This window comes from Paraburkholderia hiiakae, assembly GCF_904848665.1.
Classification (GTDB): Bacteria; Pseudomonadota; Gammaproteobacteria; order Burkholderiales; family Burkholderiaceae; genus Paraburkholderia; species Paraburkholderia hiiakae.
In genome coordinates this window covers 133,974-156,955 of sequence record NZ_CAJHCQ010000012.1, presented here as the reverse complement: position 1 = coordinate 156,955, position 22,982 = coordinate 133,974, and the positions used below count along the sequence as shown (strand labels likewise).

Annotated in this window: 19 protein-coding genes and 1 tRNA gene; 17 read left to right on the top strand and 3 right to left on the bottom strand. The window is 64.3% G+C overall.

Annotated elements, in window-relative coordinates; genetic code table 11:
- Positions 1–34 precede the first annotated feature (34 nt).
- The 12 genes from JMY28_RS22680 to phoR all read left to right on the top strand — a co-directional run bounded on the left by JMY28_RS22680 (position 35) and on the right by phoR (position 12,565).
- On the top strand, positions 35–697 hold the full coding sequence (locus tag JMY28_RS22680) for an RlmE family RNA methyltransferase (protein ID WP_201698153.1): 663 nt from the start codon (positions 35–37) through the stop codon (positions 695–697).
- Positions 698–889: 192 nt separating this feature from the next.
- Positions 890–2,776 carry an ATP-dependent zinc metalloprotease FtsH gene (gene ftsH / locus JMY28_RS22675; RefSeq protein ID WP_201698152.1) on the top strand — a complete coding sequence of 629 codons (1,887 nt, stop codon included), beginning with the start codon at positions 890–892 and terminating at the stop codon, positions 2,774–2,776.
- A 197-nt stretch (positions 2,777–2,973) separates the two neighbouring features.
- A complete protein-coding gene (gene folP / locus JMY28_RS22670; RefSeq protein ID WP_201698247.1) occupies positions 2,974–3,798 on the top strand; it encodes a dihydropteroate synthase in 825 nt (274 codons plus the stop codon).
- A gap of 95 nt (positions 3,799–3,893) precedes the next feature.
- Positions 3,894–5,246: a phosphoglucosamine mutase gene (gene glmM, locus JMY28_RS22665; RefSeq protein ID WP_201698151.1), complete on the top strand. Its 1,353-nt coding sequence runs from the start codon at positions 3,894–3,896 to the stop codon at positions 5,244–5,246.
- Between the two features lie 75 nt (positions 5,247–5,321).
- Positions 5,322–5,564: a hypothetical protein gene (locus JMY28_RS22660; RefSeq protein ID WP_201698150.1), complete on the top strand. Its 243-nt coding sequence runs from the start codon at positions 5,322–5,324 to the stop codon at positions 5,562–5,564.
- 98 nt (positions 5,565–5,662) lie between these two features.
- A complete protein-coding gene (gene pstS / locus JMY28_RS22655) occupies positions 5,663–6,694 on the top strand; it encodes a phosphate ABC transporter substrate-binding protein PstS (RefSeq protein ID WP_201698149.1) in 1,032 nt (343 codons plus the stop codon).
- A 211-nt stretch (positions 6,695–6,905) separates the two neighbouring features.
- The gene (gene pstC, locus JMY28_RS22650; protein ID WP_201698148.1) at positions 6,906–7,892 is read left to right on the top strand and encodes a phosphate ABC transporter permease PstC; all 987 of its coding nucleotides are present in this window, start codon (positions 6,906–6,908) and stop codon (positions 7,890–7,892) included.
- Positions 7,893–7,903: 11 nt separating this feature from the next.
- Positions 7,904–8,785, top strand: coding sequence for a phosphate ABC transporter permease PstA (gene pstA, locus JMY28_RS22645; RefSeq protein ID WP_407945528.1), 882 nt, complete (start codon positions 7,904–7,906; stop codon positions 8,783–8,785).
- A gap of 20 nt (positions 8,786–8,805) precedes the next feature.
- Positions 8,806–9,660: a phosphate ABC transporter ATP-binding protein PstB gene (gene pstB / locus JMY28_RS22640; RefSeq protein ID WP_407671808.1), complete on the top strand. Its 855-nt coding sequence runs from the start codon at positions 8,806–8,808 to the stop codon at positions 9,658–9,660.
- 19 nt (positions 9,661–9,679) lie between these two features.
- The gene (phoU, locus tag JMY28_RS22635; protein ID WP_201698146.1) at positions 9,680–10,384 is read left to right on the top strand and encodes a phosphate signaling complex protein PhoU; all 705 of its coding nucleotides are present in this window, start codon (positions 9,680–9,682) and stop codon (positions 10,382–10,384) included.
- Between the two features lie 33 nt (positions 10,385–10,417).
- Positions 10,418–11,119, top strand: a complete 702-nt coding sequence (gene phoB, locus JMY28_RS22630) for a phosphate regulon transcriptional regulator PhoB (RefSeq protein WP_042261377.1) — start codon at positions 10,418–10,420, stop codon at positions 11,117–11,119.
- Positions 11,120–11,251: 132 nt separating this feature from the next.
- Positions 11,252–12,565, top strand: coding sequence for a phosphate regulon sensor histidine kinase PhoR (phoR, locus tag JMY28_RS22625; RefSeq protein WP_201698145.1), 1,314 nt, complete (start codon positions 11,252–11,254; stop codon positions 12,563–12,565).
- Between the two features lie 79 nt (positions 12,566–12,644).
- Here phoR and ppk1 read toward each other — a convergent pair whose 3' ends face one another.
- Positions 12,645–14,708 carry a polyphosphate kinase 1 gene (gene ppk1, locus JMY28_RS22620; protein WP_201698144.1) on the bottom strand — a complete coding sequence of 688 codons (2,064 nt, stop codon included), beginning with the start codon at positions 14,706–14,708 and terminating at the stop codon, positions 12,645–12,647.
- Between the two features lie 214 nt (positions 14,709–14,922).
- On the opposite strand from ppk1, the gene ppx reads away from it, so the two are divergent.
- Positions 14,923–16,524 (top strand): exopolyphosphatase, encoded by a 1,602-nt coding sequence (gene ppx, locus JMY28_RS22615; RefSeq protein WP_407945527.1) that lies wholly within the window; start codon positions 14,923–14,925, stop codon positions 16,522–16,524.
- A gap of 115 nt (positions 16,525–16,639) precedes the next feature.
- Here the strand turns inward: ppx and JMY28_RS22610 are convergent, their stop codons facing one another.
- Entirely contained in the window at positions 16,640–17,458 is an 819-nt protein-coding gene (locus tag JMY28_RS22610) for a GNAT family N-acetyltransferase (RefSeq protein ID WP_201698143.1), read from the bottom strand.
- 222 nt (positions 17,459–17,680) lie between these two features.
- Complete coding sequence (gene sixA / locus JMY28_RS22605; RefSeq protein WP_201698142.1) at positions 17,681–18,145, bottom strand: phosphohistidine phosphatase SixA; 465 nt, start codon at positions 18,143–18,145, stop codon at positions 17,681–17,683.
- 162 nt (positions 18,146–18,307) lie between these two features.
- On the opposite strand from sixA, the gene JMY28_RS22600 reads away from it, so the two are divergent.
- The 4 genes from JMY28_RS22600 to JMY28_RS22585 all read left to right on the top strand — a co-directional run bounded on the left by JMY28_RS22600 (position 18,308) and on the right by JMY28_RS22585 (position 22,962).
- Positions 18,308–18,384 (top strand) — tRNA-Pro (locus JMY28_RS22600).
- A gap of 161 nt (positions 18,385–18,545) precedes the next feature.
- Positions 18,546–20,168: an NAD(P)/FAD-dependent oxidoreductase gene (locus tag JMY28_RS22595; protein WP_201698141.1), complete on the top strand. Its 1,623-nt coding sequence runs from the start codon at positions 18,546–18,548 to the stop codon at positions 20,166–20,168.
- Positions 20,169–20,585: 417 nt separating this feature from the next.
- Complete coding sequence (gene imuA, locus JMY28_RS22590) at positions 20,586–21,443, top strand: translesion DNA synthesis-associated protein ImuA (protein WP_201698140.1); 858 nt, start codon at positions 20,586–20,588, stop codon at positions 21,441–21,443.
- Positions 21,352–22,962, top strand: coding sequence for a Y-family DNA polymerase (locus JMY28_RS22585; protein WP_201698139.1), 1,611 nt, complete (start codon positions 21,352–21,354; stop codon positions 22,960–22,962). The genes imuA and JMY28_RS22585 overlap by 92 nt, the downstream gene beginning before the upstream one ends.
- Positions 22,963–22,982 lie beyond the last annotated feature (20 nt).

Genomic DNA, 22,982 nt, shown 5'->3' with positions numbered 1-22,982 from the left:
AAGCGCGGAATCACGCAGCAAGAGTTCATCTTTAATGGCAAAAAATCGCTTCAATCAGTCGTGGCTGCACGACCATATCAACGACCCGTACGTGAAAATGGCGCAGCGGGAGGGCTATCGCGCTCGGGCCGCGTACAAGCTCAAGGAAATCGACGAGCAGGACAAGCTGATCCGCCCTGGCATGGTGATCGTGGACCTGGGCGCCGCGCCCGGCAGCTGGAGCCAGTACGCGCGCAACAAGCTTGCGCAAGGCACGAAGCGCGACGACGAACGGCCAGGCGGTATCGACGGCACGATCATCGCGGTCGACCTCCTGCCCATGGAACCCATCTCCGACGTGCAGTTCCTGCAGGGCGACTTCCGCGAGGACGACGTGCTCGCGCAACTGGAAGAATTGGTGGGTGGGCGCCCAGTCGATCTTGTAATTTCGGACATGGCGCCCAATCTTTCGGGGGTCGCGTCGGCTGACGCGGCGCGTATCGAACACGTGTGCGATCTCGCGCTCGAGTTTTCGCAGAATCATCTGAAACCCGATGGCGCCCTTTTAGTCAAATGTTTCCACGGCAGCGGTTACAGCCAGATCGTCGAGAAGTTCAAGCAGCAGTTCAAGGTCGTGGCGGCGCGCAAACCGAAGGCTTCGCGCGATAAATCGTCCGAAACGTTTATATTGGGTAAACATCTGAAGCGTCCCGGTTAAACGGGGCATGATTGCCGTGCAAAAGGCGCGAACTGGCCGCGAAATGGGTGCAAGAGGCGGACAGGACAAGGCGCTCGGGCTATTCCTGCTGTAGCGAAACGTTATGGCAGGGGTCGGTGTACTGGATTAGAATGCTTTGGTGGTGTCGCAAGGCAAATGTAGGCGCCCATCTATGAGTGAAGGAGTGGTGCTTTGAACAACAACATGTTTTCGAAGGCAGCAGTGTGGCTGGTAATCGCACTGGTGCTGTTTACGGTGTTCAAGCAGTTCGACAAGCCCCGTGTCCAGGAAGGCGTTTCCTATTCGCAGTTCATGGACGACGCGAAGAACGGCAAGGTCAAGACTGTCGTGGTGCAGGGGCGGAACCTCACGGTCACTCCGGCGGATGGCCAGAAATACCAGATCGTTTCCCCGGGTGACATCTGGATGGTCGGCGACCTGATGAAATATGGTGTGCAGGTGAGCGGCAAGGCAGACGAAGAGCCGAACGCGCTCGTTTCCGCGCTGTACTACCTCGGGCCTACCATCCTCATCATCGTGTTCTGGTTCTACATGATGAGACAGATGCAAGGGGGTGGCAAAGGCGGGGCGTTCTCCTTTGGTAAATCGCGCGCCCGCTTGATCGACGAGAACAACAACGCAGTCAACTTCTCCGACGTCGCGGGCTGCGACGAGGCGAAGGAAGAAGTGTCCGAGCTCGTCGACTTCCTGCGCGATCCGCAAAAATTCCAGAAGCTGGGTGGACGCATTCCGCGCGGCGTGCTGCTCGTCGGCCCTCCGGGGACGGGTAAGACGCTGCTTGCGCGCGCCATTGCCGGCGAAGCGAAGGTGCCGTTCTTCAGCATCTCGGGTTCGGACTTCGTGGAAATGTTCGTCGGCGTGGGCGCCGCCCGTGTGCGCGACATGTTCGAGCAGGCGAAGAAGCACGCGCCGTGTATCGTGTTCATCGACGAAATCGACGCGGTCGGCCGCCATCGTGGCGCCGGCATGGGCGGTGGCAACGACGAACGCGAGCAGACGCTGAACCAGATGCTGGTCGAGATGGACGGCTTCGAGGCGAACTCGGGCGTCATCGTGATCGCGGCGACCAACCGGTCTGACGTGCTCGACAAGGCGCTGCTGCGTCCGGGCCGTTTCGACCGCCAGGTGTATGTGGGTTTGCCGGATATTCGCGGCCGCGAGCAGATCATGAAGGTGCACCTGCGCAAGGTGCCGATCGCCAACGACGTGGATGCAGCCGTTATCGCGCGTGGCACGCCGGGCTTTTCGGGCGCCGACCTCGCGAACCTCGTGAACGAAGCAGCGCTCTTCGCGGCACGCCGCGGCAAGCGCATCGTTGAAATGCAGGATTTCGAAGACGCGAAGGACAAGATCTTCATGGGTCCGGAGCGCAAGTCGGCCGTGATCCGCGAAGAAGCGAAGCGCGCCACGGCGTACCACGAGTCGGGCCACGCGGTCGTCGCGAAGCTGCTGCCGAAGGCGGACCCGGTGCACAAGGTCACGATCATTCCGCGCGGCCGTGCGCTGGGCGTGACGTGGCAGTTGCCCGAGCACGACAACGAAACGTATTCGAAGGACTATCTGCTGGATCGTCTGGCCATCCTGTTCGGCGGCCGCGTGGCGGAAGAGCTGTTCATGAACCTGATCAGCACGGGCGCCTCGGACGACTTCAACAAGGCGACGCAAACGGCCCGCGCCATGGTCACGCGTTTCGGCATGACCGACGCGCTCGGACCGATGGTCTACGCCGACGACGACAGCGACGGCAGCCCGTTCGGCAAGGGCTTCACGCGTACGATTTCGGAAGCGACGCAGCAGAAGGTCGACGCGGAGATCCGCCGCGTGCTCGACGAGCAGTACAACCTCGCGAAGCGCCTGCTCGACGAGAACCGCGACAAGGTCGAAGCCATGACCGCGGCACTCATGGAGTGGGAAACGATCGACGCCGATCAGATCAACGACATCATGGCCGGCCGTCCGCCGCGTTCGCCGAAGAGCACGCCGTCTACGGGCGACGCGTCCTCGGGCGGCAGCACGGGTACCGAGGTCAAGCCCGGCAGCGCCACTGCACCGGCGTGATCCTTATCGAGTAAAGTTGCGGGCCGGTGTGATGCTCACATCGGCCCGTTTTGCATTTCTGGCGCGCCTGTGTGCCGCCGCATCTCGTTACACATCTGACGTTTCTTGACGTGCCCAACATCTCCTCGCAGGGTAGTCTCCTACCTGAACCGCTCGCGTGCGGCCGCTTCACGCTGACTTTCGAGCGTCCGCTCGTCATGGGCATCCTCAACACCACGCCCGACTCGTTTTCCGACGGCGGCCGCTATATCGCTTTTGGCGACGCGTTGCGCCGCGCGGAGCAGATGATGCTCGACGGCGTCGATATCATCGACATTGGCGGTGAATCGACTCGGCCGGGCGCGCCGCCCGTGCCGCTCGACGAAGAACTCGAGCGCGTGATTCCACTTGTGGAAAAGCTCAAGGGCGCGAACGTGCCGCTTTCGATTGACACGTACAAGCCCGAAGTCATGCGCGCGGCGCTCGCGGCAGGCGCCGACCTGATCAATGACATCTGGGGTTTCCGGATGCCTGGTGCGATCGACGCCGTGCGCGGCAGCGACTGCGGGCTGTGTGTGATGCACATGCTCGGCGAGCCGCAGACCATGCAGGTGGGTGAGCCCGACTACGTGGACGTCGTGCGCGATGTGCGCGAGTTTCTCGCCCAGCGTTGTGCCGAACTGGAAGCGGCGGGCGTCGCGAAGGCGCGCATCAGCGTGGATCCGGGCTTCGGCTTCGGCAAGACGGTGGAGCACAATTACGCGCTGCTCGCGCACCTGTCTGAAACGACGCCCGAGGTTGCGACCGGCGTCGCGCCGTATCCGATCCTCGCTGGCATGTCGCGCAAGTCGATGCTCGGCGCGCTCGTGAAGCGGCCCGCGCCCGAACGCGTGGCGGCGAGCCTGGCAGCGGCGGTGTGCGCGGCAGAGCGCGGGGCGGCGATCATTCGCGTGCATGACGTCGCGCCCACCGTGGACGCACTCAAGGTCTGGGCGGCGACGCGCGACGCGATGGCAGGCGTCGCACAGTCCGCGCGAGGCTAAGCGATCGCCTGGCGAGCGCTTTCCAACGCGAGAAGCGCAGACGCACGGGTGGCGAAAATACAGGACAAAGCAGGACCAAACCGAGGGATAGAAAGATGGGACGTCGTTATTTCGGAACTGATGGGGTGCGTGGCAAGGTCGGCGAGGCGCCGATCACGCCCGATTTCGTGCTTCGGCTAGGCTACGCGGCAGGCAAGGTGCTCGCGGGTTCGGCGACGGGATCCGGGCCGCGTCCGTCCGTGCTGATCGGCAAGGACACGCGTATCTCGGGCTATATGCTCGAAGCTTCCCTGGAAGCGGGGCTTTCGGCTGCCGGCATCGACGTGATGCTGGCTGGCCCGATGACGACGCCCGGCATCGCCTATCTCACGCGCGCGCTGCGGCTCGCCGCGGGCGTCGTGATCAGTGCGTCGCATAATCCTTACTACGACAACGGCATCAAGTTTTTCTCCGCGGACGGCAACAAGCTCCCCGACGAAGTGGAGACGCAAATCGAGGAACAGCTCGAGCAGCCGCTCGACTGCGCGCCGTCCGAGCAGCTAGGCCGCGCACGCCGCCTGCACGATGCGGGCGGACGCTACATCGAGTTCTGCAAGGGCACGTTCCCGCAGGCGTTCAACCTGCGCGGCTTGAAGCTCGTGATCGACTGCGCCAACGGTGCGGGTTATGACATCGCGCCGCACGTGTTCCACGAACTGGGCGCGGACGTGATTCCGATCGGCGTGTCGCCGAACGGCTTCAACATCAACGACGGCGTGGGCGCGACCGCGCCCGACGCGCTTGTGCGCGCCGTGCGCGCGAATCACGCCGACCTCGGCATCGCGCTGGACGGCGACGCCGATCGTCTCCAGGTGGTGGACGCACAAGGCCGCCTTTACAACGGCGACGAACTGCTCTACGTGCTCGTAAAGGACCGCATCGCGACCGATGGCAAGGTGGAAGGCGCGGTGGGCACGCTTATGACCAATCTCGCGATCGAGCAGGCGCTCGAAGGTCTTGGCGTGCAGCTGGTGCGCGCGAACGTGGGTGACCGCTACGTCCTGGAGCAACTGCGCGAGCGCGGCTGGCAGCTCGGCGCCGAAGGCTCGGGTCACATTCTTTCGCTCGACCGGCACACGACCGGTGACGGCATCGTTTCGGCGCTGCTCGTGCTCGCGGCGATGAAACGCAGCGGCAAGACGATCGCGCAACTGCTCGACGGCGTGAAGCTGTTTCCGCAGAAGCTCATCAACGTGCACATCGCGCAAGGCGCCGACTGGAAAGGCAACGCCGAGATCCAGCAGTCGATCGCTTCCGCCGAGGCGGAATTGAAGGGCAAAGGGCGTGTGCTGATCCGCGCGTCGGGCACAGAGCCGGTGCTACGCGTCATGGTCGAGGCCCGCGAGGAGCGCGACACGGTGCATTACGCCGAGGCGATCGCCAACGTGGTCAAGCGTTCGATCGCGTGATCGCCGGCCGCTGAATTGCGCCAGCGCCAAAACGATGAGCACGAGGGAACAACGTGTCGCCGTGTTCATCGTTTTATGCGCATCTTTTTCTGCGATTATTTCGGCTTCGAAACAGAATCGGGCAAATATTTAAAACATTCACGTAACGGTTTGCAAACCACTTTCGAGGAATTCCTCGAATTTTTTTACCGGACTCCGGGGCATCATCCGAGCGCCCGTCTGGCGGGCTTTCCAGCCACCGCCGCCCTTGCTGGGCATGTCGCGATCGCGCCTCGCAAATCGCCCAATACGCATATCCGCGCGCCTTTCAGCCAGTAATCGTACTGTCACGTTCGCTTCATGAATCGTCACAGTACTGTCACAGAGACCCCCTAAGCTTCGCGGTGTCGTTCATCCGCTCACACACTGGAGGTCTCATGAAATTGATGCAAACCGCGCTCGCTGGCGTTGCTGGCGCGCTCTTCGCGATCGCAGCGCAGGCTGCTGACATCACTGGCGCGGGTAGCACCTTCGCAGCACCGATCTATACGAAATGGGCGGATGCCTATCAAAAGTCGGGCGGCGGCAAGGTGAATTACCAGGGCATTGGCTCGTCGGGCGGCATCAAGCAGATTCAGGCCAAGACCGTTGACTTCGCGGGCTCGGACGCTCCGCTGAAGGACGAAGATCTGGCCAAGGAAGGCCTGTTCCAGTTCCCGACGGTGGTCGGCGGCGTCGTGCCGGCGATCAACGTGCCGGGCGTCAAGGCCGGCGAACTCACGCTGTCGGGCCCGGTGCTCGGCGACATCTACCTCGGCAAGATCAAGAAGTGGAATGATCCGGCCATCGTCGCGCTGAACCCGAAGGTCAAGCTGCCTGACCTCGACATCGCCGTGGTCCGCCGCGCCGATGGTTCGGGCACCAGCTTCATCTGGACGAACTACCTCTCGAAGGTCAACCCCGACTGGAAGAGCAAGGTCGGCGAAGGCACGACCGTGGCATGGCCGACGGGTACGGGCGGCAAGGGCAACGACGGCGTCGCGGCCTTCGTGCAGCGTCTGCCGGGCGCGATCGGCTACGTCGAGTGGGCGTACGCCAAGCAAAATCACATGGTCTACACTGCCATGAAGAACGAGTCGGGCGCTGTTGTTCAGCCGGATACCGACACGTTCAAGGCAGCCGCCGCTGGCGCGGACTGGAAGAAGTCGTTCTACCAGATCCTCACGAACGAGCCGGGCAAGGACGCATGGCCGGTCGTCGGCGCGACCTTCGTGCTGCTTCACACCGCGCAGGACAAGCCGGACCAGGGCAAGGAAACGCTCAAGTTCTTCGACTGGGCCTTCAAGAATGGCACGCCGGCTGCTGACAGCCTCGACTACATCTCGCTGCCGCCGTCGGTCGTGAGCGAAATCAAGTCGCAGTGGAAGGAGAAGGTAAAGGACGCGAGCGGCAAGCCGGTCGCTGAGTAAGCAAGGCGTCAGGTAAGCGTAAAAAAGGCCGCCGCGTGACGCGCGCGGCCTGTTCGCTTGTGGCTTGCCTGATTCCGCGCTGTCCATGATGTGCCGCCCGCCCTCCGGCCTGGTCGTCAGTATTGACGGCCGGAAGTCGGGCGATCTGCAGTCCCACGGCTGCGTCAACGTCGTGAGCCCCGCGCTCGCGGCAACTGGAACCCAGGTCATCATGTCCGACGTCCCGCTCGTGTCGAACCCGCCCGGCAACGCTGCGCAGCAAAAAGCGCCCAGCCCGGCAGGGGACATCATTTTTGGCGGCCTCGCGCGCCTCGCCGCCATCGTCACGCTGTTGCTGCTCGGCGGCATCATCGTGTCGCTGATCGTCGCCTCGTTGCCGACGATCCAGAAATTCGGCTTCGCATTCCTCTGGACTGCCGACTGGGATCCACCCAGCGAGCAGTTCGGCGCGCTCGTGCCCATCTACGGCACGATCGCCACCTCGCTCATCGCGCTCATCATCGCCGTGCCCGTGAGCTTCGGCATCGCGCTTTTCCTCACCGAACTTTCGCCCGCGTGGCTGCGCCGGCCGCTCGGCATCGCCATCGAACTGCTCGCCGCGATTCCGTCGATCGTCTACGGTATGTGGGGTCTGCTCGTGTTCGCGCCGATCTTCGCGCAGTGGTTCGAAAAGCCGCTCGGTTCGCTGCTGGGCGGCATGCCGATCGTCGGCGCGCTGTTTCAGGGCGCGCCCATCGGCATTGGCATTCTGTGCGCCGGCGTGATTCTCGCGATCATGATCATTCCGTACATCGCCTCGGTCATGCGCGACGTGTTCGAAGTCACGCCCGTGCTGCTCAAGGAGTCGGCCTACGGTATCGGCTGCACGACCTGGGAAGTGATGTGGAAGATCGTGCTGCCGTTCACCAAGACCGGCGTGATCGGCGGCGTGATGCTCGGCCTTGGCCGCGCGCTTGGCGAGACGATGGCCGTCACGTTCGTGATCGGCAATACGAACCTGCTCGACAACGTGTCGCTCTTTTCGCCGGGCAACAGCATCACGTCGGCGCTCGCCAACGAGTTCGCGGAAGCGAGCCCGGGCCTGCATACGGCCGCGCTGATGGAACTCGGCCTGATCCTCTTCGTGATTACGTTCATCGTGCTTTCGATCTCGAAGCTCATGTTGCTGCGCCTTGAAAAATCGGAGGGTGCGCGATGAGCGAACCGATGATGAAAATTCCGGGTGCGACTTACGGCCCCGAACTGGATCGCATGCGCGACAAGCTGCAGCGTCGCCGCCGCGTGACCAACGCGATCGCGCTCACGCTCTCGCTCGCCGCCATGGCGTTCGGCATCCTTTGGCTCGTGTGGATTCTCTACACGACGATTTCGCTTGGCATCGGCGGTCTTTCGGTCGACCTGTTCACGCAGTCCACACCGCCGCCGAACACCGATGGCGGTGGTCTCCTCAACGCCATCGTCGGCAGCCTGCTGCTCGTTGTGATCGCAACGTTCGTCGGCACGCCGATCGGCATTCTTGCGGGCATCTACCTCGCGGAATACGGCCAGAAGGGCTGGCTCGCGAGCGTCACGCGCTTCATCAACGACATTTTGCTGTCGGCGCCTTCGATCGTCGTGGGCCTGTTCGTCTACGCGCTCGTGGTCGCGAAGATGGGGCACTTCAGTGGCTGGGCCGGCGCGATTGCGCTCGCCTTGCTGCAGGTGCCGATCGTGATTCGCACGACCGAGAACATGCTCAAGCTCGTGCCGAACGCGCTGCGCGAAGCGGCTTTCGCACTCGGCACGCCGAAGTGGAAGATGGTGCTCTCCATCACGCTCAAGGCGTCGATTGCGGGCATCGTGACGGGCGTGCTGCTCGCCATCGCCCGTATCGCTGGCGAAACCGCGCCGCTGCTCTTCACCGCGCTGTCGAACCAGTTCTTCAGCGCCGACATGAATCAACCGATCGCGAACCTGCCGGTCACGATCTTCAAGTTCGCGATGAGCCCGTTTGCGCAGTGGCAGTCGCTTGCGTGGGCCGGCGTTTTCCTGATCACGCTGGGCGTGCTGGGTCTGAATATCCTCGCGCGCACGGTCTTTTCGAACAAGTAAGGGCGGAGTTCCCGATGAACATGGCTGAGAGTCACCTCAACACCGCTGCGCACGGCAATGCGCCCTCCGCTGGGTTTGAACCTGCGGATCCCGCCCAGAACGCACGCCTGCCGGCGCTGGGCAAGCCGAAGATCGAAGTGAAGGATCTGAACTTCTTCTACGGCAAGTACCACGCGCTCAAGAACATCAACCTGCAGATTCCCGAAGGCAAGGTGACGGCGTTCATCGGTCCGTCGGGCTGCGGCAAGTCCACGCTCCTGCGCACCTTCAACAAGATGTTCGCGCTCTATCCGGAGCAGCGTGCCGAAGGCGAGATCGTGATGGACGGCGAGAACCTGCTCGCGACCAAGCGTGACATTTCGCTGCTGCGCGCGCGCATCGGCATGGTGTTCCAGAAGCCGACCCCGTTCCCGATGTCGATTTACGACAACATCGCATTCGGCGTGAAGATGTTCGAGAAGCTCTCGCGTCCCGAAATGGACGACCGCGTGGAGTGGGCGCTCACCAAGGCCGCGCTCTGGAACGAAGTGAAGGACAAGCTCGGCCAGAGCGGCTACGGCCTCTCGGGCGGCCAGCAGCAGCGCCTGTGTATCGCGCGCGGCATTGCGATCCGCCCCGAAGTGCTGCTGCTCGACGAGCCGTGCTCGGCGCTCGATCCGATTTCGACGGGCCGTATCGAAGAGCTGATCGCGGAACTCAAGAGCGACTACACGGTGGTGATCGTCACCCATAACATGCAGCAGGCCGCGCGTTGCTCGGACTACACTGCGTATATGTACCTTGGTGAGCTGATCGAGTTCGGCGACACCGAAAAGATCTTCATCAAGCCGGTCCGCAAGGAAACGGAAGACTACATCACTGGCCGCTTCGGCTGATCGTTGCAGGGAGCAAATCATGTCCGACAAACACTTGTCCAGCCAGTTCGACGCCGATTTGAACCTCATTTCGTCGAAGGTGCTCGAAATGGGCGGCCTCGTCGAATCGCAGATCATCACGGCAATGCAGGCGCTCAACGATTTCGACGGCGAAGCTGCCGCGCGCGTGATCGCCGCTGAAGAGCGCCTCAACACGATGGAAGTCGAGATCGACGAGGAGTGCAGCAACATCATCGCGCGCCGTCAGCCGGCCGCACGCGATCTGCGCCTCGTACTCGCCATTTCGAAGACCATCACGAACCTCGAGCGCGCCGGCGACGAAGCCGAGAAGATCGCCAAGCGCACGAAGCGCCTGATGGAAGACGGGGCCTCGCGCACCGTCAACATCGCCGAGATCAAGGTCTCGGGTGAGATGGCCGTGTCGATCCTGCGCCGCGCGCTCGACGCGTTCGCGCGCCTCGACACCGTGGCCGCCGCGCAGATCGTGCGCGACGACAAGGCGATCGACGAGGAATTCCGCGCGTTCGTGCGCAAGCTCGTGAGCTACATGATGGAAGATCCGCGCACGATCTCCGTGGGCCTCGACTATCTGTTCATCGCCAAGGCGATCGAGCGGATTGGCGACCACGCGAAGAACATCGCGGAATTCATCATTTACATCGTGAAGGGCACCGACGTGCGGCACAAGTCGCGCGACGCGCTCGAACGCGAAGCACTCAGCTAATCACTCCACAGGTAACAAGGTCAAGAGGTGCCGATGCCTAGCAGCATTCTCGTCATCGAAGATGAGCCCGCCATTTCCGAGCTGATCTCGGTGAACCTGCAGCACGCAGGCCACTGCCCGATCCGGGCCTACAACGCGGAACAGGCGCAGAACCTGATCAGCGACGTGCTGCCCGATCTCATCCTGCTCGACTGGATGTTGCCGGGCAAGTCGGGTGTGAACTTCGCGCGCGATCTGCGCAACAACGAGCGCACGAAGCATATTCCGATCATCATGCTGACCGCGCGTGGCGACGAGCAGGACAAGGTGCTCGGCCTCGAAATCGGCGCTGACGACTACGTGACGAAGCCGTTCTCGCCCAAGGAGCTGATGGCGCGCATCAAGGCGGTGCTGCGTCGCCGCGCGCCGCAGCTCACGGAAGACGTGGTGGCGATCAACGGTCTGAAGCTCGATCCGGCCACGCACCGCGTGGCGGCCGCGGCCGAAGGCTCGGAAATCAAGCTCGACCTCGGCCCGACCGAGTTCCGCCTGCTGCACTTCTTCATGACGCATCCCGAGCGCGTGCACAGCCGCACGCAACTGCTCGACCAGGTGTGGGGCGATCACGTGTTCGTGGAAGAGCGCACCGTGGACGTGCATATCAAGCGTCTGCGTGCCGCGCTCAAGCCGGCAGGGTGCGATGCTATGATCGAAACGGTGCGCGGCAGCGGTTACCGTCTCGCCAAGAGCGCCTAAGCTGGAGCCATGGCCGCGCCGCAGGGTGAGTCACCGGGCGGCGCGACCGCTTGACTGCCGCCGGTAATCGAGCGGTGGCAACAAGATGTCGCGTGCCCGCATCCGACCGTATTTTTCTTCGATCGCAGGAACATGAACATCATCTGGGCGCGCTCCCTCGTATCGATCGTATTGCTCGCGCTCATTTGCGCGGGTATTGGCGCGATTTTTGGCGTCAAGATCGCGCTGGGCATCGCCGTGCTTGCGCTGCTCGCGCAAATGCTCTTCGGCACGTTCCACAAGCAGCGTCTTTGGCGCCTGCTCGACGCCCCTGTCTACGGCGAAGTGCCCAGCGCCCCCGGTATCTGGGGCGAAATCTACTACCGTCTGCACAAGCTCGCGAAGCGCTGGCACGCTCAGGTGCGCCAGGTGGAGCAGCAGCACTCGCGGTTCATCCAGGCGATCCAGGCCTCGCCCAACGGCGTCGCCATGCTCGACGACCACGACCAGATCGAGTGGTGCAACGCGATCTCCGAAATTCACTTCGGCCTCGACGCGAGGCGCGACCTGCGCCAGCACATCACGCATCTCGTGCGTCAGCCCGACTTCGTGCGCTACCTTAATTCGCACGACTACAAGGACATGCTGATCATGCGCGGCATGGGCGCCAAGCGCCAGAACGTGATCTCGGTGCAGGTGTTTCCGTACGGCGAGAGCCGTAAGCTTGTTCTTTCGCAGGACATCACCGAACTCGAGCGCACCGACGCCATGCGGCGCGACTTCGTGGCCAACGTCTCGCACGAGCTGAAAACGCCGATCACGGTGCTCTCGGGCTTTCTCGAGACGATGCGCGAGCTGCCGCTTGGCGAAGCCGAGCGCAATCGCTACCTGGAGCTGATGGAGCAACAGGCCTCGCGCATGCGCCACATCGTTACCGATCTGCTCGTGCTCGCGAAACTCGAAGGCGAGGGGCGTCAGCCCGGCGACCATATGGTCGATATGCGCGCGGTGCTCGGGCACGTGCGCGAGGACGCCGAAAGCCTTTCGGGCGGCCATCACCGCATCACGGCCGATTTCGACGATGGCCTGAGCGTCACCGGTTCCGAAACCGAGATCATGAGCGCGCTCGGCAATCTGGCGACCAACGCGGTGCGCTACACGCCGGACGGCGGCACGGTGCATCTGTCCTGGCGCGCGGAACGCGGCAGCGCGGTGTTTTCCGTCACCGACAGCGGCCTTGGCATTCCGGCCGCCGATATTCCGCGCCTGACCGAGCGCTTCTATCGCGTGGATCGCAGCCGCTCGCGCGACACGGGCGGCACGGGGCTCGGCCTTGCGATCGTCAAGCACGTGCTGCAGCGCCACGACGCGGCGCTCGAAGTGAAGAGCGAGGAAGGGCGGGGCAGCACATTCACGGTGCGTTTCCCGAGCGCGCGCACGACCAGAAGGCAGCCGGCGCCGGTGTGAGAACCTGCAGCCGCAATTGAAAAAGCCGCTTCATTCGAAGCGGCTTTTTTGCGTGCAGCGTGATCGGCGCGTTAGCGCATCACGGACAGAACTTCGCCAGCAAGCTCAACTGCGCATTGCGCACGGCCCGTCCTGCCCGGCGGCGGCGATAGTGGCCGTCGCTTTGCATGAGCCACGCCGATTGGTTGTCGCCGAGGAAGGTGGAAAGCCCTTCGGCGATCACGCGACGCTTGAGCCTGCGGTCTTGGATCGGGAACGCCACTTCGACGCGGCGGAACAGGTTGCGATCCATCCAGTCCGCGCTCGACAAATAGACGTTTTCCTTACCGCCCGCATAGAAGTAGTAAATGCGATGGTGCTCGAGGAAGCGCCCGACGATCGAGCGTACCGTGATGTTTTCGGAGAGCCCCGGCACGCCCGGCTGCAACGAGCACACGCCACGGATGATGAGATCGATCTTCACACCAGCCTGCGATGCTTCGTACAACTCGTCGATGACGGTTGGCTCGAGCAGCGCGTTCATCTTCGCGACGATGCGCGCCTTCTTGCCCGCGCGCGCGGCTTCGGCTTCGTTGCGAATCGCCTCGATCATCTTCGGATGCAGCGTGAACGGCGACTGCCACAGATCATGCAGCTGCAACTCGCCGCCGATGCCCGTGAGCTGCTGGAAGACGTGGTGCACGTCCTCGCACATCTTCGGCTCCGAGGTCATGAGGCCGAAGTCGGAGTAGAGGCGCGCCGTGCGCGGATGGTAGTTGCCGGTGCCGAGGTGCACGTAGCGGCGCAGCACCATGCGGCCGTTCACGGGCACGCGCCGCACGATCAGCATCATCTTGGCGTGGCACTTGTGTCCCACCACGCCGTACACCACGTGCGCGCCCACGGCTTCGAGCTGCGCGGCCCAGTTGATGTTGGTCTCTTCGTCGAAGCGCGCGAGCAGCTCCACGACCACCGTCACTTCCTTGCCGTTGCGCGCGGCCTGCATGAGCGCGTCCATGAGCGGCGAGTCGGTGCCGGTGCGGTAGATCGTCTGCTTGATCGCGACCACGTTCGGATCGTTCGCGGCCTGCAGCAGCAGTTCCAGCACGGGCTGGAAGCTCTCGTACGGATGATGCAGGAGCACGTCGCCCTGATCGATCACGTCGAACATGTTGCTGTTCGCGGCAATGCGCCGCGGAATGGCGGGCACGTGCGGCACGAACTTAAGGTCGGGGCGATCGACCATCTCGGGCAACTGCATGAGGCGCACGAGATTCACCGGGCCATCGACGAAATAGCAGTCTTTTTCGTTGAGGCCGCTTTCGTCGAGCAGGCGCTTCACGAGATGCGGAGGCGTTTCCGCCGACACTTCGAGCCGCACCGCATTGCCCAGATGCCGCGCGGGCAATTCGCCCTGCAGCGCCACGCGCAGGTTGGTGATTTCGTCTTCGTCGACGAAGAGTTCACTGTTGCGCGTGATGCGGAACTGGTTGCAGCTGCGCACGACGAGGCTCGGGAACAGCTCGCCTACGAAGCGCTGTAGCAGCGAGCCGAGCAGCACGAAGCCGTGCTGGAAGCCGGAAAGCTCCTGCGGCATGCGCACGAGGCGCGGCAGCGCGCGCGGCGCCTGCACGATGCCCATGACGGCCTGGCGCCCGAAGGCGTCCTTGCCTTCGAGTTCGACCACGAAGTTCAGGCTCTTGTTGAGCACGCGCGGGAACGGGTGCGCGGGGTCGAGCCCGATAGGCGTGAGAACGGGCAGCAGTTCGTCGAAGAAGTATTTGCGCGCCCAGGCGGTTTGCGCTTCGTTCCAGGCGTCGGTGCCGTGGAAATAGATGCCTTCCTGTTCGAGCGCGGGCAGCACGGTGTCGTGCAGCATGCGGTACTGGCGATGCACGAGACGCTGCGCGCGTTCGACCACGAGGTCATACACGTGCTGCAGCGACATGCCGTCGGGCGAGAGTACGCCCGGGTTGTCGCGCATCTGCTCCTGAAGCCCGGCCATGCGGACTTCGAAGAATTCGTCGAGGTTGCTACTGGTGATGCAGATGAAGCGCAAGCGCTCCAGCAAAGGAACAGCGGGATCGGACGCCTGTGCGAGCACGCGCTCATTGAATCCCAGAATGCCCAGTTCGCGATTGAGTAGGGGGTAGCGGATGGACATCGGCAGTGAAAACGGAATGTCAGGGAGTGATTCGAACGGACGCTCGGAAATTCTCACAGTAATATGACTTTATTGTGACATTCGGTGTGTCATAAATTTTACGCCGCATTTTCACGAAATCGACAAGTCGCGTTGCGAACATGCACGCTGGGTAGAAGTACCCATGGTCATGACCAATGCGAGGAGCGACATGGTGAAGTCGGCTACGCTTAAAATGACGCATTTGGACAGCGCGGCGGCGGCGCAGCAAGCCCGCATGGCTGCGCGGTCGTCTACGTATGCACGCATGGAGCCTGCCCCCTCGATGGTCACCAATCCCCAACTGCTTGCCGCCGTCGATCTCGGTTCGAATAGCTTTCGCCTGATCGTAGGCCGCGTCGAGGAAACCGACGCCGGCAGCCAGATCTACCCGGTGGATGCATTGCGCGAACCCGTGCGGCTCGCGGCCGGCCTTTCGAAGGACAAACTGCTCGACCGCGCCTCGCAGGTGCGTGGCTGGGACGCGCTCAAGCGCTTCGGCGAGCGGCTGCGCGACTTCCATCCCGACCAGGTGCGCGCGGTGGCGACCAATACCCTGCGCGTGGCCAAGAACGCGGGCGAGTTCCTCGCCGAGGCGGAAGCCGCGCTCGGCTTCCCGATCGAAGTGATCGCGGGCCGCGAAGAAGCGCGCCTCATCTATGCAGGCGCCGCGCACTCGGTACCTGCGAGCGCGGGCAAGCGCTTCGTGGTGGACATCGGCGGTGGCTCGACCGAGTTCATCATCGGCGCGCACTACACGCCGATCCGCATGGAAAGCCTCTATATCGGCTGCGTGAGCCATAGCCGCCAGTTCTTCCCCTCGGGCAACGTCGACGAGTACACCATGCGCCAGGCCGAACTCGCGGCCACGCGCGAAATCCAGATCATTTCCGCCGACTACCGCAAGACCGGCTGGGACCAGGCGATCGGCTCGTCGGGTACGGCGCGCGCGCTCGCGGAACTCGTCGAGGCAAACGGCTTCAACGATCCCGGCATCACGCACGGCATTTCGCGCGGCGGGCTCGAACGCCTGAAGCGCGCGCTCATCAAGGCCGAGAACGTGAACCGGCTCAAGCTCGTCGCGCTCAAGCCCGACCGCATTCCCGTGCTCGCAGGCGGTCTCTCGATCATGATCGCGGTGTTCGAGGAGCTTGGCATCGACTACGTCGATACCACGGATGGCGCGCTGCGCCTGGGGGTCCTCTATGACCTGCTAGGCCGTTCGCAGCACGAGGACATGCGTACGGTCACGGTAGAGGGCTTCATGCGCCGCTATGGCGTGGATCGCGCGCAGGCGGGGCGCATCGGCGAGCTGGCCGTGAAGTTCTACGACCAGTTCGAGGAGCCCGACGAGGAGCGCCGCGAAGAAAACCGCATGTTCCTCACGTGGGCGGCGTCGCTGCACGAAATCGGGCTTTCCATTTCACACAGCGCATATCACAAGCACTCGGCCTACATCGCCAGCAACGCGGACATGCCCGGCTTCTCGCGCACCGACCAGGCGCGCCTCGCCGCGCTCGTGCTCGGCCACGTGGGCAAGCTTGGCAAGCTCTCGCAAACGCGCGATGTGGAGTGGCCGCTGCTGTTCTGCCTGCGTCTCGCCGCACTGCTGACGCGCCGCCGCGCCGACGTCGGTCTGCCGCATATCACGGTGGAGGAAGAGGGCAACGGCTATGAAGTGCTGCTGCCCAATGCGTGGGTCCAGAACAATCCGCTCACCGATTACAACCTCGTTCAGGAAGCGGCGGAATGGGGCAAGATCGGCATTCCGTATCGTGTGGTCTATACGGAGGAGTGAGCGCCGCGCGCGACGCGCCTCGCTAATGAAAAAGCCCGGCTCATTTGAGAGCCGGGCTTTTTTTCGTCCGCTGATTTTGCCCACCAAATGTGCCCACTGAAGGGCGGATGAGGACTTAGCGCGCGACGGCTTCGCCGAGGAAGTGGCGCGCGTAACGCTCGTTGATCTCCGAAAGCCGGAAGAGCGTGAGGAAGTCGGCGGTGTTGAAGTCGGGGTCCCAGGCGGGCGCACCGCAGATCTTCGCGCCGAGGCGCAGATAGCCCTTGATGAGCGGTGGCGGCACGGCGGCCGTGCCGGTGCGCAGTTCCTCGACGGGCAGCGGCGTGTGCGGGAACGCGCGATATTCGGGCGCGGTTAGCGCGTTCGCGCCGAGCGCGCAGTACAGGTTCGCCGCGTAATGGCCGCCGTCTGCCATGGCGACGCTCGCGCAGCCGAGCATCGTCTCGTAGCCGTTGTGTTGCATATAGCCGCCCAGGCCGCCCCACAGCGACATGATGACCGAGCCGCTGCGGTAGTCGGGGTGCACGCACGAGCGGCCCACTTCGACCATTTTCGGGCGCAGATGCGCGAGACGCGAGACGTCGAATTCGCTTTCGGCATAGAGGCGGCCGATGCGCGCCGCCTGGTGCGGCGGCAGCACGCGGTAGGTGCCGACGACCTTGAGCGTGTCGAGGTCGCGCACGAGCAGGTGGTCGCAGTAGGCGTCGAAGGCGTCGACGTCGAGTCCGGCGGGACCGCTCAGGCGTGCGCCCATCTCTTCGGCGAACACGCGGTAGCGCAGACGCTGGGCCTCGCGCAGTTCCTCGTCGGTGCGAGCCCAGGCCACTTGCAGCCGATGTTGCGCGGTGACCGTTTCTTCGGCGCGCGGCAAGCGCCGGTTCGACTCGAACAGCGTCGAGGCAAACGGCAGGGAGGGCGTCGGCAGATCTCGCATGGGGCGTCCTGGTCGGAAGTAAGAGAACTTTTCCGGCAATTTAGTAATACGCGGTTACGTTTCCATGAAAACGCAATGACGATTCGATGACGTGGTGTAAGGCAGACGGACGAGATGGCCGAAAGGCCAGGGGCGGCGGGCGCGTTTGAACTGCGCGTTTGAACCGCTTTAGGGGCCGCGTACGGGCGGCCCGGTGGGGCAGGCGGGGGGCCGGTGGGAGGACTACACGAGATCGGGCGTGATAGCCGCATGCAGGACGGCCTCGCCGCCGCCGTTGCGATCGCGGCTGGCGAGCCAGAGCACACCGGCTTTCTTCACGGCCCAGCTGCGCGAATCGGTGCCGCCCGAGAGCAGCCGCGCCGCGACCTCGCCGAGCGTGGGCTGATGGCCAATTACCACGACCGTGGACGAGAGGCCCTCAGGCCAGCCCACGGCGGCGAGCACCTGCTCGACGCTCGCATCGGGCGCGAGTTCGCGCACGACGCGATATTGATCGGTGAGCGCCTCTGCGGTCTGGATGGTACGCGCGGCGGGGCTCGCGAGGATGAGGGCGTCGTCGGGCAGGCGCGCGCGCAGCCAGCGCGCGACGTTCTGTGCCTGCTTGCGCCCGCGTGTGGTGAGCTGGCGGGCGAGGTCGCTGGCGGCGATGTCTTCGGCTTCGGCGTGGCGCCAGAGGATGAGGTGCATGGCGTCTCCTTTTTTGGCGGATTGGGGGCACGTGCGGCGTGTGCTCTCATGGTGCGCGCCCCGCTGGTGAGCGGCAAGCGCGTGATGCGGATCGTTTTTCGTCTTTATGCGTTGCGGGGATTTGACGGAGTGGGGGTAGTACCGATACAATCTCTGATTCGTCGGAGCGTAGCGCAGCCTGGTAGCGCATCTGATTTGGGATCAGAGGGTCGTAGGTTCGAATCCTATCGCTCCGACCAGTAATACCGAGGGGTTACACGCCATTGGCCTGTAGCCCCTTTTTCTTTTTCTCACGCTTGCGCTCGCGTTTCGTCGTACGGCTGCGTTCCGTTTGAAAAGCCGCCGAGCTTATAAAATACGGATCGGCCACAATTCCCGTGGCGATCGCACCCTGGCAGCCATGTTACGTCTATCCGAAGTCAAACTCCCTCTCGACCACGCCGAAAGCGATCTTGAAGCCGCGATTCGGGGACGCCTCGCGGAACTCGGCGTAGCGGCAGACGCGCTCCTCCGTTACACCGTCTTTCGCCGTGCGCACGATGCACGCAAGCGCTCGGATATCAAGCTGACCTATATCGTCGACGTCGAAGTCAAGGACGAAGCGAAGGTGCTCAAGCGGATCGCCGGCAAGCCGCATTGCGGGGTGACGCCGGACATGACCTATCGCTTTGTGGCGAAGGCGCCGGAGCATTCGACGCGTCCCCGTCCGGTGGTCATCGGCATGGGGCCGTGCGGGCTGTTCGCAGGACTGATCCTCGCGCAGATGGGCTTTCGTCCCATCATCCTCGAACGCGGCAAGGCCGTGCGCGAGCGCACCAAGGACACCTTCGGCCTGTGGCGCAAGTCCGTGCTCAACCCTGAATCCAACGTGCAGTTCGGCGAAGGCGGGGCCGGGACGTTTTCCGACGGCAAGCTGTACAGCCAGATCAAGGATCCGAACCACTACGGCCGCAAGGTGCTCGAGGAGTTCGTCAAGGCGGGTGCGCCGGAAGACATCCTGTATCTGAGCCGCCCGCACATTGGCACGTTCCGTCTCGTCAGCATGGTGGAAAAGATGCGCGCCACCATCCACGAACTGGGCGGCGAAGTGCGCTTCGAAACGCGCGTCGAAGACATTGAAATCGAGCAGGGCAAGGTGCGCGCGCTCAAGCTCTCGAACGGCGAGACGCTGCCGTGCGACCACGTCGTGCTGGCCGTCGGCCACAGCGCGCGCGACACGTTCCAGATGCTGCACGATCGCGGCGTGTTCATGGAAGCCAAACCGTTTTCGCTGGGTTTTCGCATCGAGCATCCGCAGGGGGTGATCGATCGCAGCCGCTTCGGCAAGTTTGCGGGCCACAAGGAACTCGGGGCGGCCGACTACAAGGTGGTCCATCACGCCAACAACGGACGGGCCGTCTACAGCTTTTGCATGTGCCCCGGCGGCACGGTGGTCGCGGCGACCTCCGAACCCGGCCGCGTGGTCACGAACGGCATGAGCCAGTATTCGCGGGCCGAGCGCAACGCGAATGCGGGCATCGTCGTCGGCATCACGCCGGAGGACTATCCGGGCGGACCGCTCGCGGGCATCGCGTTCCAGCGCAAGTGGGAAGAGCGGGCGTTCGAACTCGGCGGCGGCAATTACCAGGCGCCGGGTCAACTGGTCGGCGACTTTATCGCCGGCCGGCCGTCGACGTCGCTGGGCTCCGTGGTGCCGTCTTACAAGCCGGGCGTGCACCCGACCGATCTCAGCACCGCGCTGCCCGACTATGTGATCGAAGCCATCCGTGAAGCCCTTCCCCAGCTCGACAAGAAGATCGCAGGCTTTGCGATGCACGATGCGGTGCTCACGGGCGTCGAGACGCGCACTTCGTCGCCACTGCGGATTCGTCGCAAAGACGATTGTCAAAGCGTGAACGTCGAAGGCCTGTATCCGGCCGGCGAAGGCGCCGGGTATGCCGGCGGCATCTACTCGGCGGCCATCGACGGCATCGAAGTGGCGCAAGCCGTGGCACTCAGCCTGACATCGGCGCAGGCCTCCTGATCGGCGGGAAGCGACGGGCGGGATGCGTCCGTGCTTCCCTCAGTGCTTTCCTCAGCGCCCTTCGGCGTGCGCGCTACTCGCCTGTCTGCGCGATCCTGATGTCAACCTGCGCCCTCTATCGCAGGTCACCCGCGTCGGGCTGTCGATGAGTATTAAGCAGCGTTTGCCCCGGGCGTAAGCACAACGTCCGGGAGCGGTCCGGCTGTCGCTCGTGCGCTCCATTGCACAAGAGCGTGGATCGGCATTTTGCGTATTTTGAAATGGATCGCAAAGTGACCCTTCCCCCATTTCCTGCTTCCTCTAATCCCATAAAATACTGTATAAATATACAGGTGGAGGCGAGCCAACCTCCTTCTGGCCGATGCCCCATTTCTTGCTGGGCAGGGCGGAGCGTTCCCATCAACCAGGCCACGAACCATGGCAGCAGCAGTCCAGATCACTGCGCAGACCGCCGCGCAACTTGCCGCGCACTTGCCCCCCCGGCTGCAAAGCCGCGTGTGGCAAGGCGATCAGCTCGCGCACACCAGCGAGCGCTCGGTGCCGAGCGGCCATGCCACGCTCGACGCCCAGCTCCCCGGCGCCGGCTGGCCCGCGGGCAGCCTGACCGAGCTGCTGGTCGAGCAGGGCGGCGTGGGCGAGATGCGGCTCGTCGCGCCGGCGCTGCGCGCGCTCACCGCGCAGGCGGGCCGTCACGTGCTGCTCGTCGCGCCGCCGTGGCGCCCGTACGCCTGCGCGCTCAAGGCGTGGGGGCTCGCGCTCGAGCGCGTGATCTGGGTGCGCGCGGCCGAAGACGAGGCCGCCTGGGTGGCCGAGCAGGCGCTCAAGCAGGAAGGCATGGGCGCCGTGCTGCTCTGGCAGACGAAGGCGCGCGCCGACGCTGTGCGCCGTCTGCAGGTCGCCGCTCAGGATTCGCAGGCGCTCGCGTTTCTCGTGCGGCCGCTCGCCGCGCGCAACCAGTCGTCGCCGGCACCGCTGCGTATGACCTGCTCGCCGGTGCCGCCGCCCGACGACGCGAACCTGAACCGGCGGCAATGGATGCAGCTCGCTGCGCTTTCCGTCGATATCTTCAAGCGCCGCGGGCCGCCGCCCGCCCAGCCACTCGTCATTACATTGCCGCTGCAGGACGCGGTGCTGCCCCAGCCGGATGCAGCCTCCGTCGTCATGCCGTGGCCCGGGATCAATCATGCTGTGGATCGCCGTCACCTTGCCGTTGTTGCCGCTGGAGGCCGTCAGACCTCTGATGCCGCCGGTGCCGTCAACATCGCGCCTGCCTGAAAGTGTCGATGCTGATGCTGCCACTGATGCCGCCAGCGCGCCGCGCTGCTACGCGCTCGCCGACCACACGCGCATCCTGATCGCCGATCTCGACGCGCTGCGCTCAGGCGTCGAGCCCGGCAACACGCGCTCGCATGCGTTGGCACTCGCGCCGGGGCTCGTGCTGCTCGAAGCCGATCCGGCGCGCGAGACCCGCGCGTTCGAGGCGCTCGCGCTCGCGTTGCTCGCCTATACGCCCAAGGTGTCGTTCGCGCAGTCGCATACGCTGTTGCTCGAAGTCGGCTCGAGCTTGCGTCTTTTCGGTGGCGTGCGCGCGCTGCTCGGGAAGGTTGCGGCGACGGTGGCGGGCTGCGGGCACGCCGCGCGCGTCGCTTGCGCGCCCACGGCGTGGGGCGCGTGGACGCTCGTGCAGGCGCGCGTCACGCGTTCGTCGCGCCGCTGGCACGTGCTCAAGGAAACGACGCTCGCGCGCGTGCTCGATTCACTGCCGGTCACGCTCGCGCCGTTCGCCGCGCAGCACGACCATGCGCTCACGCAGATCGGCTGCGCGAGTCTTGGCGATCTGCGGCGGCTGCCGCGCGAGGGCATCGTGCGGCGCTTCGGTGACGGCGTGCTCGGCTGGCTCGCGCAGGCGCGCGGCGAGGCGCCCGATCCGCGCGCCTGGTTCGCCGCGCCGCCGTCGTTTCACGCGGCGCTCGAATTGCAGGCGCGCGTGGAGAGCGCCGAGGCGCTGCTCTTTGCCGCGCGCCGGCTCGTGATGCAGCTGGCCGGCTGGCTCGCCGCGCAGCACGCGGCGTTGAGCGGCTTCGAATTGCGTCTGGAGCACGAACTGGCTTCGCGGCATGCGCCGCGCACCTCGACGCTCGCGCTCGCCTGGGCGTCGCCTTCGCGCGACGCCGAGCATCTGCTGTGGCTGCTGCGCGAGCGCCTGAATCAGACCGAGCTTGCCGCGCCCGTGATCGGCTTGGCGCTCGTCGCCTCACAGGTGAGCGAATACGCGGCGCCCACCGACACGCTCTTTCCGATGGCCGAGGCCGCCGAGGCGTCGCTCGGGCAGCTCTTCGAGCGCATCGGTGCGCGGCTTGGCGAGCAGAACGTGCTGCAGCTTTTCGTCGAGGACGATCATCGGCCCGAGCTTGCGATGTCGGCGCGGCCTTACCGCGAGAGCGGCGCGAAGCGTGCACGCAAGCCGCGCAAGGCAGGCAAGCCGCAGCAGGAAGCGCTCGCGAGCGCGCCCGTGCAAAGCGCTTTCGATCTGCCCGAGGTGCCGCTGCCGACGCAGCCGCGTCCGGCGTGGCTGCTCGAAAAGCCGCTCAAGCTCGCAATGCGCGGCGATCGCCCGGTTTATCGACGGCCGCTGAAGACGCTCACGCGCACCGAGCGCATCGAGTCCGGCTGGTGGGACGGCGAGGGCGTCGGGCGCGACTACTACGTCGCCGCCGACGACCAGGGCCGCATGTTCTGGCTGTATCGCGAGCGCATTGGCGGCCAGTGGTATTTGCAAGGGCTTTTCGGCTAGCGCTGATTCGTCGTTCATTC